Source organism: Azohydromonas sp. (assembly GCF_035325925.1).
Taxonomy (GTDB): domain Bacteria; phylum Pseudomonadota; class Gammaproteobacteria; order Burkholderiales; family Burkholderiaceae_C; genus Calidifontimicrobium.
The window spans coordinates 1-14,553 of sequence record NZ_DAOKZA010000012.1; the positions used below are offsets into that span (position 1 = coordinate 1).

The 14,553-nt window shown below is 70.6% G+C and carries 11 protein-coding genes; 9 read left to right on the forward strand and 2 right to left on the reverse strand.

Going from position 1 to position 14,553, the window contains the following annotated elements; all coding sequences use genetic code 11:
* Positions 1-120: 120 nt before the first annotated feature.
* From PKC53_RS06375 to zapE, 7 genes are all read left to right on the forward strand, one after another.
* Positions 121-1,941, forward strand: a complete 1,821-nt coding sequence (locus tag PKC53_RS06375) for an acyl-CoA dehydrogenase (RefSeq protein WP_324427409.1) — start codon at positions 121-123, stop codon at positions 1,939-1,941.
* A gap of 86 nt (positions 1,942-2,027) precedes the next feature.
* A complete protein-coding gene (locus PKC53_RS06380; protein ID WP_324427410.1) occupies positions 2,028-2,984 on the forward strand; it encodes a nitronate monooxygenase family protein in 957 nt (318 codons plus the stop codon).
* Between the two features lie 327 nt (positions 2,985-3,311).
* The gene (locus PKC53_RS06385) at positions 3,312-6,170 is read left to right on the forward strand and encodes a 2-oxoglutarate dehydrogenase E1 component (RefSeq protein WP_324427411.1); all 2,859 of its coding nucleotides are present in this window, start codon (positions 3,312-3,314) and stop codon (positions 6,168-6,170) included.
* A 113-nt stretch (positions 6,171-6,283) separates the two neighbouring features.
* Positions 6,284-7,540, forward strand: coding sequence for a 2-oxoglutarate dehydrogenase complex dihydrolipoyllysine-residue succinyltransferase (gene odhB, locus PKC53_RS06390; RefSeq protein WP_324427412.1), 1,257 nt, complete (start codon positions 6,284-6,286; stop codon positions 7,538-7,540).
* A 34-nt stretch (positions 7,541-7,574) separates the two neighbouring features.
* The gene (locus tag PKC53_RS06395; RefSeq protein WP_324427413.1) at positions 7,575-7,898 is read left to right on the forward strand and encodes a PspC domain-containing protein; all 324 of its coding nucleotides are present in this window, start codon (positions 7,575-7,577) and stop codon (positions 7,896-7,898) included.
* 25 nt (positions 7,899-7,923) lie between these two features.
* A complete protein-coding gene (lpdA, locus tag PKC53_RS06400) occupies positions 7,924-9,354 on the forward strand; it encodes a dihydrolipoyl dehydrogenase (RefSeq protein WP_324427414.1) in 1,431 nt (476 codons plus the stop codon).
* Between the two features lie 5 nt (positions 9,355-9,359).
* The gene (zapE, locus tag PKC53_RS06405) at positions 9,360-10,457 is read left to right on the forward strand and encodes a cell division protein ZapE (protein WP_324427415.1); all 1,098 of its coding nucleotides are present in this window, start codon (positions 9,360-9,362) and stop codon (positions 10,455-10,457) included.
* A 22-nt stretch (positions 10,458-10,479) separates the two neighbouring features.
* Here the strand turns inward: zapE and PKC53_RS06410 are convergent, their stop codons facing one another.
* Positions 10,480-11,256, reverse strand: coding sequence for a protein phosphatase 2C domain-containing protein (locus PKC53_RS06410; protein WP_324427417.1), 777 nt, complete (start codon positions 11,254-11,256; stop codon positions 10,480-10,482).
* Positions 11,257-11,324: 68 nt separating this feature from the next.
* On the opposite strand from PKC53_RS06410, the gene PKC53_RS06415 reads away from it, so the two are divergent.
* The gene (locus PKC53_RS06415; protein WP_324427419.1) at positions 11,325-11,528 is read left to right on the forward strand and encodes a DUF465 domain-containing protein; all 204 of its coding nucleotides are present in this window, start codon (positions 11,325-11,327) and stop codon (positions 11,526-11,528) included.
* Between the two features lie 157 nt (positions 11,529-11,685).
* Positions 11,686-13,680 (forward strand): ATP-dependent DNA helicase, encoded by a 1,995-nt coding sequence (locus PKC53_RS06420; RefSeq protein WP_324427421.1) that lies wholly within the window; start codon positions 11,686-11,688, stop codon positions 13,678-13,680.
* Between the two features lie 4 nt (positions 13,681-13,684).
* Here the strand turns inward: PKC53_RS06420 and PKC53_RS06425 are convergent, their stop codons facing one another.
* The gene (locus tag PKC53_RS06425; RefSeq protein ID WP_324427423.1) at positions 13,685-14,506 is read right to left on the reverse strand and encodes an outer membrane protein assembly factor BamD; all 822 of its coding nucleotides are present in this window, start codon (positions 14,504-14,506) and stop codon (positions 13,685-13,687) included.
* Positions 14,507-14,553: the final 47 nt, after the last annotated feature.

Below are 14,553 nucleotides of genomic sequence, written 5' to 3' on the forward strand. Positions count from 1 at the left end.
ACTACGGGCTCGAGGCCGACCTGTTCACCGCGGTGCCCGAGCTGGTCGAAAAGCTTTGAGCATCGACAGTCTTCACCTCCGGGGCGCTGCGAGCGCCCCGCATTCCATCCGGAGTCCGACATGACCTACCGTGCCCCCGTCAAGGACATGCTGTTCGCGATGACCGAGCTCGCCGGCCTGGCCCAGGTCGCGCAGTTGCCCGGCTTCGAGGACGCGGGCGTCGAGACCGCACAGGCGGTGCTCGACGAGTGCGCGAAGTTCAACGAAAACGTCGTCGCGCCGCTGAACTGGGAGGGCGACAAGTACCCGTCGTCGTTCCACGACGGCAAGGTCACGACGACGCCGGGATTCAAGGAGGCGTTCCGCCAGTTCGCCGAAGGCGGCTGGCAGGGGTTGCAGCACCCGGCGCAGTTCGGCGGCCAGGGGCTGCCGAAGACGATCGGTGCGGCCTGCGGCGAGATGCTCAACAGCGCCAACCTCAGCTTCGCGCTGTGCCCGCTGCTGACCGACGGCGCGATCGAGGCATTGCTGACCGCCGGCAGCGACGCGCAGAAGGCGCTGTACATCCCGCCGATGATCGAAGGCCGCTGGACCGGCACGATGAACCTCACGGAGCCGCAGGCCGGCAGCGACCTGTCGCTGGTGCGCACACGCGCCGAGCCCCAGCCCGACGGCAGCTACAAGATCTTCGGCACGAAGATCTTCATCACCTACGGCGAGCACGACATGGCCGAGAACATCGTGCACCTGGTGCTGGCGCGCGTGTCCGGGGCGCCCGAGGGCGTCAAGGGCATCAGCCTGTTCATCGTGCCAAAGTTCCTCGTCGACGCCGAGGGCCGGCTGGGCGCGCGCAACGACGTGCACTGCGTCGGCATCGAACACAAGCTGGGCATCAAGGCCAGCCCGACCGCGGTGCTGCAGTACGGCGACGGCACGGCGGCGAACGACGTGAACGGCACCGGGCCCGGTGCCGTGGGCTACCTCGTCGGCCAGGAGAACCGCGGCCTCGAGTACATGTTCATCATGATGAACGCCGCGCGCTACGCGGTGGGCATGCAAGGCATCGCGCTGGCCGAGCGTGCGTACCAGAAGGCCGTGGCCTACGCGCGCGAGCGCGTGCAGTCGCGCCCGGTCGACGGCTCGATGAACAAGGCGGCGCCGATCATCCACCACCCCGACGTGCGACGCATGCTGATGACGATGCGCGCCTACACCGAGGGTTGCCGGGCGATGGCCGCGGTGGCCGCCGCCGCCTACGACGCCGCGCACGCGCACCCCGACGCGGGGGTTCGCGCGCAGAACCAAGCCTTCTACGAGTTCATGGTGCCCCTGGTCAAGGGCTACAGCACCGAGATGAGCCTCGAGGTGGCGAGCCTGGGCGTGCAGGTGCACGGCGGCATGGGCTTCATCGAGGAGACCGGCGCGGCGCAGTACCTGCGCGACGCGAAGATCCTGACCATCTACGAAGGCACGACCGCGATCCAGGCCAACGACCTGGTGGGGCGCAAGACGGCGCGCGACGGCGGCGCCACCGCCAGGGCGATCGCCGCGCGCGTCGAGGCCACCGAAGGGGATCTGGCCGCGGCCGGCAGCGTCGCGGCGCGCGCGATGCTCAAGCACCTGCGCGCGGGGCGCCAGGCCTACCTCGAGGTGGTCGACTTCATCGTCGCGAACACGCGAGCCAATCCGAACGCTGCGTTCGCCGGCTCGGTGCCGTACCTGATGCTCGCCGGCAATTTAATGGCCGGCTGGCAGATGGCGCGTGCGCTGCTGGCTGCCGAACGCGCGCTGGCCGCCGGCCGGGACATCGCCTTCATGCAGGCCAAGGTGGCGACCGCGCGCGTGTACGCCGAGCACATCCTCAGCAAGGCGCCCGGATGGCGCGACAGCATCGTCGACGGCGCCGAGGGCGTCGCGTCGATGGCGCTCGAGGCGTTCTGAACCGTTGCGCCACCGTGTCGCCCGCGTGACCGCGCGCGGGCGGCGTGATCGCGCACACTGCCGGCGCCCGTCACCAGGAGACCTTCGTGCCCTTGCCCCCCGTGTTCGCCCGTGTGCGCCTGCCCGTGATCGGCGCGCCGCTGTTCATCGTCAGCAATCCCGGGCTCGTCGTCGCCCAGTGCACCGCGGGCGTCGTCGGCTCGATGCCGGCGCTCAACGCCCGGCCCGCGTCGCAGCTCGACGAGTGGCTGGCCGAGATCACCGAGACGCTGGCGGCCTGGGACCGCGACCATCCCGACCGGCCTGCCGCGCCGTTCGCGATCAACCAGATCGTGCACAAGAGCAACGACCGGCTCGACCACGACATGCAGGTGTGCGCGAAGTACAGGGTGCCGATCGTGATCACGTCGCTGGGTGCACGCACCGACGTCAACGACGCGGTGCACGGCTGGGGCGGTGTCGTGCTGCACGACGTGATCAACAACGCCTTCGCGCACAAGGCCGTCGACAAGGGGGCCGACGGGCTGATCGCGGTGGCCGCCGGCGCCGGCGGCCACGCCGGCGTCAAGAGCCCGTTCGCGCTGGTGCAGGAGATCCGCGAATGGTTCGACGGCCCGCTCGCGTTGTCGGGCGCGATAGCCACCGGCGGCGGCGTGCTCGCCGCGCAGGCGATGGGTGCCGACTTCGCCTACATCGGCTCGGCGTTCATCGCCACCGACGAGGCGCGCGCCTCCGGCGCCTACAAGCAGTGCATCGTCGACAGCACCAGCGACGACATCGTCTACTCGAGCCTGTTCACCGGCGTGCACGGCAACTACCTGAAGCCGTCGATCCGCGCCGCCGGGCTGGACCCCGACCACCTGCCCGACGGCGACGTCAGCACGATGGACTTTGCCAGCGGTGGCGCCGCCAAGGCGTGGAAGGACATCTGGGGCTGCGGCCAGGGCATCGGCGCGGTGCACGCGGTGCTGCCGGCGGGCGAACTGGTGGCACGCCTGCAGCGCGAGTACCACGCGGCGCGCGACAGGTTGTCGCTTCGCTGAGCGGGACACCGGCCGGGCCGGGGCCCGGTGGCGGCGCGCCGCGTCGCGCGGCGCTCGCTGCGCGTGGATCGCACGCCACGTGCATCTCGGTTGTCAGCAAAGTCGAAGGGTTGACGGTGTCCAATCCCGGCGCGGTCGGGGAAAACCGGAGTAAAGTCGCGGCCGTGATCTGAGGTCCTTCCCGTCCCCTTGCTGGTCCAGGCCACCCGGTCTGGTGCGAAACGAACAGCAAGGCGGGTCGCAATCCGCCAACCGGTGAAGCCGGGTCGCGGAAGGTTTTGACAACCCATCGGAGCCCTGGAAACCGGGGCGAAAGGTGAGCGAGCGATGATGCAGCAGTACCGGGGCAACTCGTACCTGTTCGGCGGCAACGCCTCCTACGTCGAGGAACTGTACGAGGCCTACCTCGACAACCCCGGCAGCGTGCCCGACAACTGGCGCGCCTACTTCGACAACCTGCAGCACGTGCCCGCCGTCGACGGCAGCGAGGCGCGCGACGTCGCGCACGCCCCGGTGGTCGAGTCGTTCGCGCAGCGCGCCAAGGCCAACGCGTTCGCGGTCAAGACCACCAGCGCCGACCTGGCGATCGCGCGCAAGCAGGTTCACGTCCAGAGCCTGATCGCCGCCTACCGATTCCTCGGCAGCCGCTGGGCCGACCTCGACCCGCTCAAGCGCCAGGAGCGCCCGAAGATTCCCGAACTGGAGCCGGCGTTCTACGACCTGACCGAGTCCGACATGGACTTGACGTTCAGCGCGACGAACACCTACTTCACCAAGGCCGAGGACATGACCCTGCGCGAGATCGTGCAGGCCTTGCGCGAGACGTACTGCGGCACCATCGGCGCCGAGTTCATGCACATCACCGACCCGGCCGAGAAGCGCTGGTGGCAGGAGCGGCTCGAGTCGATCCGCAGCAAGCCCAGCTTCACGGCCGAGCAGAAGAAGCACATCCTCGACCGCCTGACCGCCGCCGAGGGGCTCGAGCGCTACCTGCACACCAAGTACGTCGGCCAGAAGCGCTTCTCGCTCGAAGGCGGCGAGAGCTTCATCGCCTCCATGGACGAGTTGGTGCAGCGCGCCGGCGCGCAGGGTGTGCAGGAGATCGTCATCGGCATGGCGCACCGCGGCCGACTGAACGTGCTCGTCAACACGCTGGGCAAGATGCCCAAGGACCTGTTCGCCGAGTTCGAGCACACCGCGCCCGAGCACCTGCCTGCGGGCGACGTCAAGTACCACCAGGGCTTCTCCAGCGACGTGTCGACCGCCGGCGGGCCGGTGCACCTGAGCCTGGCGTTCAACCCGTCGCACCTGGAGATCGTCAACCCGGTCGTCGAAGGCTCGGTGCGCGCGCGCCAGGACCGTCGCGGCGACAAGGAGGGCCTGCAGGTGCTGCCCGTGCTGGTGCACGGCGACGCGGCCTTCGCCGGCCAGGGTGTCGTGATGGAGACGCTGGCGCTGGCGCAGACGCGCGGCTACTACACCGGCGGCACGCTGCACCTGGTGATCAATAACCAGATCGGCTTCACCACCAGCGACCCGCGCGACACGCGCTCGACGCTGTACTGCACCGACGTCGTGAAGATGATCGAGGCGCCGGTGCTGCACGTCAACGGCGACGACCCCGAGGCGGTGGTGCTGTGCACGCAGCTGGCGATGGACTACCGCCAGCGGTTCAAGAAGGACGTGGTGGTCGACATCGTGTGCTTCCGCAAGCTCGGCCACAACGAACAGGACACGCCGAGCCTGACGCAGCCGCTGATGTACAAGAAGATCGCCAAGCACCCGGGCACGCGCAAGCTCTACGGCGACAAGCTCGTGCTGCAGGGCGTGATGGCCGAGGGCGGCCCCGACGAGATGGCCAAGTCGTTCCGCGCCGCGATGGACGCCGGCCGCCACACCGCCGACCCGGTGCTGACCAACTTCAAGAGCAAGTACGCGGTCGACTGGGCGCCGTTCCTCGGCAAGAAGTGGACCGACACCGCCGACACCGCGCTGCCGCTGGCCGAGGTCAAGCGCCTGGCCGAACGCATCACCACGGTGCCGGCCAACTTCAAGCTGCACCCGCTGGTGGAGAAGGTGCTCGCCGACCGCGCGGCGATGGGTCGCGGCGAGATCAACGTCGACTGGGGCATGGGCGAGCACCTGGCCTACGCGTCGCTGGTGGCCAGCGGATACGCGGTGCGCCTGTCGGGCGAGGACTGCGGGCGCGGCACCTTCGTGCACCGGCACGCGGTGCTGCACGACCAGAACCGCGAACGCTACGACGAAGGCACCTACGTGCCGCTGGCCAACGTCGCCGACAACCAGGCGCCGTTCACGGTGATCGACTCGATCCTGTCCGAGGAGGCGGTGCTCGGCTTCGAGTACGGCTACGCGTCGGCCGAGCCGAACACGCTGACGATCTGGGAGGCGCAGTTCGGCGACTTCGCCAACGGCGCGCAAGTCGTCATCGACCAGTTCATCGCCTCGGGCGAGGTCAAGTGGGGCCGCGTCAACGGGCTGGTGCTGATGCTGCCGCACGGCTACGAGGGGCAGGGGCCGGAGCACTCGTCGGCGCGGCTCGAGCGCTTCCTGCAGCTCTGCGCCGAGCACAACATGCAGGTGTGCCAGCCGAGCACGCCCGCGCAGATCTTCCACCTGCTGCGCCGGCAGATGGTGCGCATGTTCCGCAAGCCGCTGGTGATCATGACGCCCAAGTCGCTGCTGCGCAACAAGGACGCGACCTCGCCGCTGGCGGAGTTCACGAAGGGCGAATTCCGCACCGTGATCGGGCCGCAGCGCGCCGAGGTGGTCGGCGAGAAGGTCAAGCGCGTCATCGTCTGCTCGGGCAAGGTCGTGTACGACCTGCTCAAGCGCCGCGACGAGAAGAAGGCGTGGGACGTCGCGGTCGTGCGCGTCGAGCAGCTCTATCCGTTCCCGCACAAGGCCTTCGCTGCCGAGCTGAAGCGCTTCCCGAACGCCACCGAGGTCGTGTGGTGCCAGGACGAACCGCAGAACCAGGGGGCCTGGTTCTTCGTGCAGCACTACATCCACGAGAACATGGCCGACGGTCAGAAGCTCGGCTACGCCGGGCGGCCGGCGAGCGCGTCGCCCGCGGTCGGCTACAGCCACCTGCACCAGGAGCAGCAGAAGGCGCTGGTCGACCAGGCGTTCGGCAAGCTCAAGGGATTCGTGCTGACGAAATAGCACCACCTCGAAGCGCCTGCGGCGCCTGCCTCGCGGGGCACCGCCGGCGGACCGGCGAAGCCGGATCCGCGGCGGCCGCTTGACGGGCGCGTGTCACCCCCGGAAAGAACATCATGGCAATCGTTGAAGTGAAGGTCCCGCAGCTGTCCGAGTCGGTCGCCGAGGCGACCCTGTTGCAGTGGAAGAAGAAGCCCGGCGAGGCCGTGGCGATGGACGAGATCCTGATCGAGATCGAGACCGACAAGGTCGTGCTCGAGGTGCCGGCGCCGGCCGCAGGCGTGCTCGCCGCGCTCGTCGTCGGTGACGGCGGCACCGTCACCAGCGACCAGGTCATCGCGAGGATCGACACCGAGGCCAGCGTCGGCGTCGCACCGGTGGCAGCGCCCTCGCCGGCACCGTCGCCCGCCGCCGCACCGGTCCCCGCGGCGCCGGCCGGCGCCGCGAAGTCCGCCGTCGCGATGCCGGCGGCGGCCAAGCTGATGGCCGACCACGGGGTGCCCGCCGGTTCGGTGGCCGGCACCGGCAAGGACGGCCGCGTGACCAAGGGCGACGTGCTCGGTGCGATCGCGGCGCCGCCGCTCGCCGCGGCACCGGCGGGCGTGCCGGTCGCCGCGGCGATGGCCAAGCCGCTGCCGCCGGTGGCCGCGCCGCTGAAGCTCAACCTCGGCGACCGTCCCGAGCAGCGCGTGCCGATGACGCGGCTGCGCGCACGCGTGGCCGAGCGGCTGCTGCAGTCGCAGGCCACCAACGCCATCCTCACCACCTTCAACGAGGTCAACATGGCCCCGGTGATGGAGATGCGCAAGCGGTTCCAGGACCGTTTCGAGAAGGAGCACGGCGTCAAGCTCGGCTTCATGAGCTTCTTCGTCAAGGCGGCGGTGCACGCGCTGAAGAAGTACCCGATCCTCAACGCCTCGGTCGACGGTAACGACATCGTCTACCACGGCTACTTCGACATCGGCATCGCGGTGGGGTCGCCGCGCGGGCTGGTGGTACCGATCCTGCGCAACGCCGACCAGCTGACCTTCGCCGAGGTCGAGAAGAAGATCGCCGAGTTCGGCGTCAAGGCCAAGGACGGCAAGCTCGGCCTCGAGGAGCTGACCGGCGGCACGTTCTCGATCAGCAACGGCGGCGTGTTCGGCTCGATGCTGTCGACGCCGATCATCAACCCGCCGCAGAGCGCGATCCTCGGCGTGCACGCGACCAAGGACCGCGCCGTCGTCGAGAACGGCCAGATCGTGATCCGCCCGATCAACTACCTCGCGATGTCGTACGACCACCGCATCATCGACGGCCGCGAGGCCGTGCTCGGACTGGTGGCGATGAAGGAGGCGCTGGAGGATCCGGCGCGCCTGCTGTTCGACATCTGAACGTCGTTGTCGCGTCGAACCCGGGAGCACCGCGATGAACCTCGCCGACGAACTCGCCAAGCTCGAGGCCCTGCACGCGAAGGGGGCCCTCAACGACGACGAGTTCGCGCGCGCGAAGGCGCGGCTGCTCGCCGACCGGCCACCGCCGCCAGCCCCGCCGCCGGCGGTGGCGGCGATCAACACGCTGCGCCGCAACCGCACCGACAAGTGGCTCGGCGGTGTGTGCGGCGGGCTGGCGCTGACCACCGGTGTCGACTCGTGGATCTGGCGCCTGCTGTTCGCGCTGCTGGCGCTGTTCGGCGGCGCCGGCCTGCTCATCTACCTGCTGCTGTGGATCTTCGTGCCGCTCGAAGACTGAACCGCCAGCGCTGACCCCCACCACCATGTCCAGCAAGAACTTCGACGTCATCGTCATCGGCGGCGGCCCCGGCGGCTACATCGCCGCCATCCGCGCCGCTCAGCTCGGCTTCGCCACCGCCTGCATCGACGAGTGGACCAACGCCGCCGGCGGCCCGGCGCCGGGTGGCACCTGCACCAACGTCGGCTGCATCCCCAGCAAGGCGCTGCTGCAGTCGAGCGAGCACTTCGAGCACGCGGGCAAGCACTTCGCCGCGCACGGCATCGGCCTGAAGGACCTCAGCATCGACGTCGCGAAGATGCTCGCGCGCAAGGATACCGTCGTGAAGCAGAACAACGACGGCATCCTCTACCTGTTCAAGAAGAACAAGGTCGGCTTCTTCCATGGCCGCGGCTCGTTCGTCAAGGCCGTCGACGACGGGTACGAGATCGCGGTGGCCGGCGCGGCCAACGAGACGCTGGTCGGCAAGCAGGTCATCGTCGCCACCGGATCGACCGCGCGCGCGCTGCCCGGCGTCGCGTTCGACGAGCAGCGCATCCTCAGCAACGACGGGGCGCTGCGCATCCCCGCGGTGCCGAAGACGCTGGGGCTGATCGGCTCGGGCGTGATCGGGCTCGAGATGGGGTCGGTGTGGCGGCGCCTGGGCGCGCAGGTGACCGTGCTCGAAGCGCTGCCGACCTTCCTCGGCGCGGTCGACGAGCAGATCGCCAAGGAGGCGCACAAGGCGTTCACCAAGCAGGGGCTCAGGATCGAGCTCGGCGTCAAGGTCGGCGAGGTGAACGCCGGCGCGGACGGCGTCACGGTGGCCTACACCGACGCCAAGGGCGCCGCGCAGTCGCTGCAGGTCGAGCGCCTGATCGTCTCGATCGGCCGGGTGCCGAACACCACGGGGTTGAATGCCGAAGCCGTCGGCCTGCGGCTCGACGAACGCGGCGCCATCGTCGTCGATGACGATTGCCGCACGAACCTGCCCGGCGTGTGGGCGGTCGGCGACGTGGTGCGCGGGCCGATGCTCGCGCACAAGGCCGAGGAGGAGGGCGTCGCGGTAGCCGAACGCATCGCCGGCCAGCACCCGCACGTCGACTTCAACACCGTGCCGTGGGTCATCTACACCAGCCCCGAGATCGCGTGGGTCGGCCAGACCGAGCAGCAGCTCAAGGCCGCGGGCCGCGCCTACCGCGCCGGCACCTTCCCGTTCAGCGCCAACGGTCGCGCGCGCGCGCTCGGCGACACCACCGGCATGGTCAAGTTCCTCGCCGACGCCGGCACCGACGAGATCCTCGGCGTGCACATCGTCGGGCCGATGGCCAGCGAGCTGATCGCCGAGGCGGTCGTCGCGATGGAGTTCCGCGCCAGCAGCGAGGACATCGCGCGCATCTGCCACGCGCACCCGTCGCTGTCGGAGGCGACCAAGGAGGCCGCGCTGGCGGTCGACAAGCGCACGCTGAACTTCTGACGCCGGTGGGCGTGCGCCAGGCCTACCAGCGCGCCCTGCGCGAGCGCGGGTTCCTGCCCGACCCGGCGCAGCTGCGCGCGGTCGATGCGCTCGAGCGCTGCGAGAACGAGTGGATCGCCTACCTGGCGCGGCGTCGCACCGCGCTGCAGCGCATGTTCGTGAAGCCGCCGATCCCGCGCGGCGTGTACATGTTCGGCGGCGTCGGGCGCGGCAAGAGCTTCCTGATGGACTGCTTCTTCCAGTCGGTGCCGCTCAAGCGCAAGACGCGACTGCACTTCCACGAGTTCATGCGCGAGGTGCACCGCGAGTTGCAGGAGCTCAAGGGCACCGCGAACCCGCTCGACGAGCTCGGCGCGCGCATCGCGCGGCGCTTCCGGCTGATCTGCTTCGACGAGTTCCACGTCGCCGACGTCACCGACGCGATGATCCTGCACCGCCTGCTCAAGGCGCTGTTCGACCACCGCGTGAGCATCGTCACGACGTCGAACTTCCACCCCGACGGCCTGTACCCGAACGGGCTGCACCGCGACCGCATCCTGCCGGCGATCTCGCTGCTCAAGGACCGGCTCGAGGTGATCGACGTCGACGCCGGCACCGACTACCGCCAGCGTGCGCTCGAGAAGCTGCGCACCTACCACACGCCGCTCGGGCCGGCCGCCGACGCGGCGATGACGACGGCCTTCGAGCAGATCGCCGACGCGAGCGACGAGGACCCGGCGCTGCGCATCGAACACCGCACGCTGCACGCGCGTCGTCGCGCCGGCGGCGTCGTGTGGTTCGACTTCAGGACCCTGTGCGGCGGGCCGCGCTCGCAGAACGACTACCTGGAGCTGGCGTCGCGCTTCCACACCGTGCTGCTGTCGGGGGTGCCGCAGATGCCGCCGAAGCTGGCCAGCGAGGCACGCCGCTTCACCTGGCTGGTCGACGTGCTGTACGACCGGCGTGTGCGGCTGGTGCTGTCGGCGGCGGTCGAGCCCGAGCAGCTGTACACCGAAGGGCCGCTGGCGCACGAGTTTCCCCGCACCGTCTCGCGGCTGCACGAGATGCAGTCGGCCGAGTACGTCGCCCAGGGCAAGCGCCAGGTCGACACGCGGCTGACCTGAGCTTCGCCGGCCACGCTGCCTGCTACTTCGACTTCGGCAGCGTCTCGACCTTGATCATCGCCAGCGACAGGTTGTCGCCGCCGCCGCGCGCGCGGCGGCGGGCCTTCTCGACGAGCAGCTCGCTGGCCTCGCGCACCGGCAGCTCGTTGACCACCTCGCCGAACTCGGTCGGCGTGAAGTAGTGCCACAGGCCGTCGCTGCAGGCCAACAGCGTGTCGCCGATCTCGAGCCGCTCGATGTGCGCCAGCGTCACCGGCGGGTCCTGCTGCGTGCCCAGGCAGCCGGTGAGCAGGTTGGCCTGCGGGTGCGCGTTGGCCTCGTCCTCGCTGAGTTCACCGTCCTCGAGCAGCCGCTGCACGTACGAGTGGTCGGTCGTGCGGCCGATCATCTCGGCGCCGCGGAAGTGGTAGACGCGCGAGTCGCCGGCGTGGGCCACGTCGCAGCGCAGCCCGGGCGTGATGAGGAACGTCGCCAGCGTGCTGTGCGGTTCCTCCTCGGCGGTGATCGCGGTGAGCTTGATCATCAGGTGCGCCTCGAGCACCAACTGCCGCAGCAACTCGGCCGGGTCGTCGTGCGTCGGCGAAAAGCGCTCGAACAGCTGCCGCGCGGTCAGCAGCACCTGGTCGGCGGCCTTGCGACCGCCGCTCTTGCCCCCCATGCCGTCGGCGAGCACGGCCAGCGCGCAGCCGGCGGCACGCTCGTGCACCAGGATCTGCACCTGGTCCTGCTGGTACAGCCGGTCCCCGCGATGCAACGCGGTGGCTGCCGAAAGCCGATAAGCCAGGGTGGCTTTGGTCATGGCGAGCAATATACGGCAGCGCCTGCGTCGCCACCGCGTGCGAAAGCTACACTCGACGACGCTTCGCGATGGACGACAACCTGCACTCGCCGCAGCGCCAGCTCATCGAGCTGCGCATCGAACACGCCGACCTCGACGACCTGATCGACCGCGCAGCGCTCGACCGGCCCGTCGACGACCTGGTGCTGCGTCGGCTGAAGAAGCGCCGCCTGCTGCTGCGCGACCAGATCGCGCGTCTCGAGGCGCAGCTCGATCCGCCCGAGCCGGCGTGATCTTGCCCCGCCCCGAAGCGCCTTCGACGCCTCCCCCCCGGGGGGGCGCCGCCAGCGGAACGGCGAAGCCGGATCCGCCGCGGCCGCTCGAAGGGCCTGCGCCCGGTTCGTGGCGCGGGTTCGGGCAGGGCCGTGCTGACGTTTGCGGCGTGGCGTGATGGCCGCGCACGACGACGCGGGAACGCTCGAACTCGAGCAGGCGGTCGACGCGGCGTTCGCTGCGGGCGGGCCGCTGGCGCGTGCCGACGCGGGTTACGTCGAGCGCGACGTGCAGCAGGTGTTCGCACGTGCCGTCGCGCGTGCGATCGAGGCGCGCACGGCGCTCGTCGTCGAGGCGGGCACGGGGGTCGGCAAGACCTTCGCGTACCTGGTGCCGCTGCTGTTGTCGGGGCGGCGCGCGCTGGTCAGCACCGCGACCAAGAGCCTGCAGGACCAGCTGTTCGGCCGCGACCTGCCACGACTGGCGCAGGCGCTGCGCGTGCCGGCACGGCTCGCGCTGCTCAAAGGCCGCGCCAGTTACCTGTGCCTGCACCGCCTCGATCAGGCGCGCCGGGGCGCGCAACTGCCCGATCGCCTGTCGGTGCGCGCGCTCGCCCGCGTCGAGCAGTGGGCGCCGACGACACGCGGCGGCGACCTCGCCGAACTCACCGGGCTCGACGAACGCTCGCCGGTGATCCCGTTGGTCACGTCGACGCGAGACAACTGCCTGGGCAGCGACTGCCCGCGCTGGCGCGACTGCCACGTGATGGCCGCGCGGCGCGAGGCGATGGCCGCGGACATCGTCGTCGTCAACCACCATCTGTTCTTCGCCGACCTCGCGCTGCGCGACAGCGGCGTCGCCGAGCTGCTGCCTACGGTCGACGTGGCGATCTTCGACGAAGCGCACCAGCTCGTCGAGGCCGGCGTGCAGTTCCTCGGTCGCAGCCTGGGCAGCGCGGCGGTCATCGACTTCGCGCGCGACCTGCTCGCCGCCGGCCTGCAGCACGCGCGCGGGCTGCAGCCCTGGGCCGAGCTGGCCACCGCGTGCGACCGCGCCGCGCGCGAGCTGCGGCTGGCCGCCGGCGCCGGGATGCGCGACGTGCGCGGCACGCTCAAGCGCCGCTGGGCCGAAGTCGCCGGCGGTGACGGATTCGATCGCGCGCTCGCGGCGCTGGCCGCCGGGGCCGACGATGCCGCCGCGGCGCTGGACACGGTCAGCGAACTCGCGCCCGACTTCCCCAAGCTGCGCCAGCGCTCCGGCGACTTCGCGCAGCGGGCACGCCAGTTCGCCTCGCCCTGCGACGCCGACCGCGTGCGCTGGATCGACCTCACCGCGCTGCACGTGCGGCTGGTCGAGTCGGCGCTGGACATTCGCGAGGCGCTCGACGCGCAGCGCGCCGCGGCACCGAAGGCGTGGGTCTTCACGTCGGCGACGCTCGGCGACGACGAGCGCCTGACCTGGTTCACCGGGCCGAGCGGGCTCGCCGACGCGACCACGCTCAAGCTCGGTAGCCCGTTCGACTACGCGGCGCATGCGCGCCTGTGGGTGCCGGCGCGGCTGCCGCGCCCGGGCGACACGGCGCACGCGCAGGCGGTGGCGCGCGTGGCGGCGCGGTGCGCGGGGGCGCTCGGCGGGCGCACCTTCGTGCTGACCACGACGCTGCGCGCGCTGGCGCTTGTCGCCGACACGCTGGCCGGGCAGCTGGCGGCCGCCGGCGAACGCCTCGAGGTGCTGGTGCAGGGCAGCGAACCGAAGCGCGCACTGCTGCAGCGTTTCCTGGCCCGTCCCGCGTCGGTGCTGGTGGGGTCCCAGAGCTTCTGGGAAGGCATCGACGTACGCGGCGACGCGCTGCAGTGCGTGATCATCGACAAGCTGCCGTTCCCGCCGCCGAACGACCCGCTGGTCGAAGCGCGGGTGCGGCAGATCGAGCGTGCCGGCGGTTCGGCGTTCAACGGCTACTTCGTCGCCGAGGCGGCGGTGTCGCTGAAGCAGGGCGCCGGGCGGCTGATCCGCAGCGAGACCGACCGCGGCCTGCTCGTCGTGTGCGACCCGCGGCTGACGCAGATGGGCTACGGTGCGCGGCTGCGCGCGGCGCTGCCGCCGATGCCGCTGCTGCGCGACGAGGCCGAGGCCATGGACTGGCTGGCGCGCCTCGCCGCCGCACGGGCCTAGCGGCTCACCACAGGCGCCACCACGAGCGGTCGCGCTCGACCAGCCCGTCGCGCAGGAATCGGCTGTCGGGGAAGTTCAGCTTCAGCACGCGTTCGACGTCGTCGCGCAGCGGCGCCAGCCCGAGCTGGTCGTAGCTGCGCGCCAGCAGGTACAGCGCCTCCTCGGCGGCCGGTGCCTGGCGGTACTCCTGCAGCGCGTACTGCGCGCGGTTCGCCGCGGCGACGAACGCGCCGCGCCGGTAGTAGTAGCGCGCGACGTGCACCTCGTACTCGGCCAGCGCATTGACGATGTAGTCCATGCGCACGCGCGCGTCGTCGGCGTACTTCGACTGCGGGTACGCGTCGACGAGCTGCTTGAACGACTGGTAGGCCTCGCGCGAGGCCTGCTGGTCGCGCTCGGACAGTTCCTGGCCCGACAGCCTGCCGAACAGCCCGAGGTTGTCCACGAAATTGACCATGCCGCGCAGGTACATCGCGTAGTCGATCGCCGGGCTCGACGGGTGCAGGCGGATGAAACGGTCGAGCCCGGTGATCGCAGCCTCGCGCTCGCCCGACTTCCAGCGCGCGTACGCGAGGTCGAGCTGCGCCTGCTGCGCCAGCAGGGTGCCGGCGGCGCGCCCCTCGACGCGCTGCAGCGCGGCGATCGCGCGGTCGTAGCTGCCCGAGGTCATGTCGTCGCGGGCCTCTGCATACAATTGCTCGACCGCCTGCGTCGTGTTGTCGTCGCGCGGCTTGCCGGCGCAGGCCGCGAGCAGCGCGATCACCGTCAGCACGACGACCTTCGATGCGGCGCGCAGGCCGCGGCGAGTCCCAGGTTCCAAGCTCATCGTTCGCGTCGGCGGCGCCGACGTCCGCTCCACAGCAAGACAGCGCG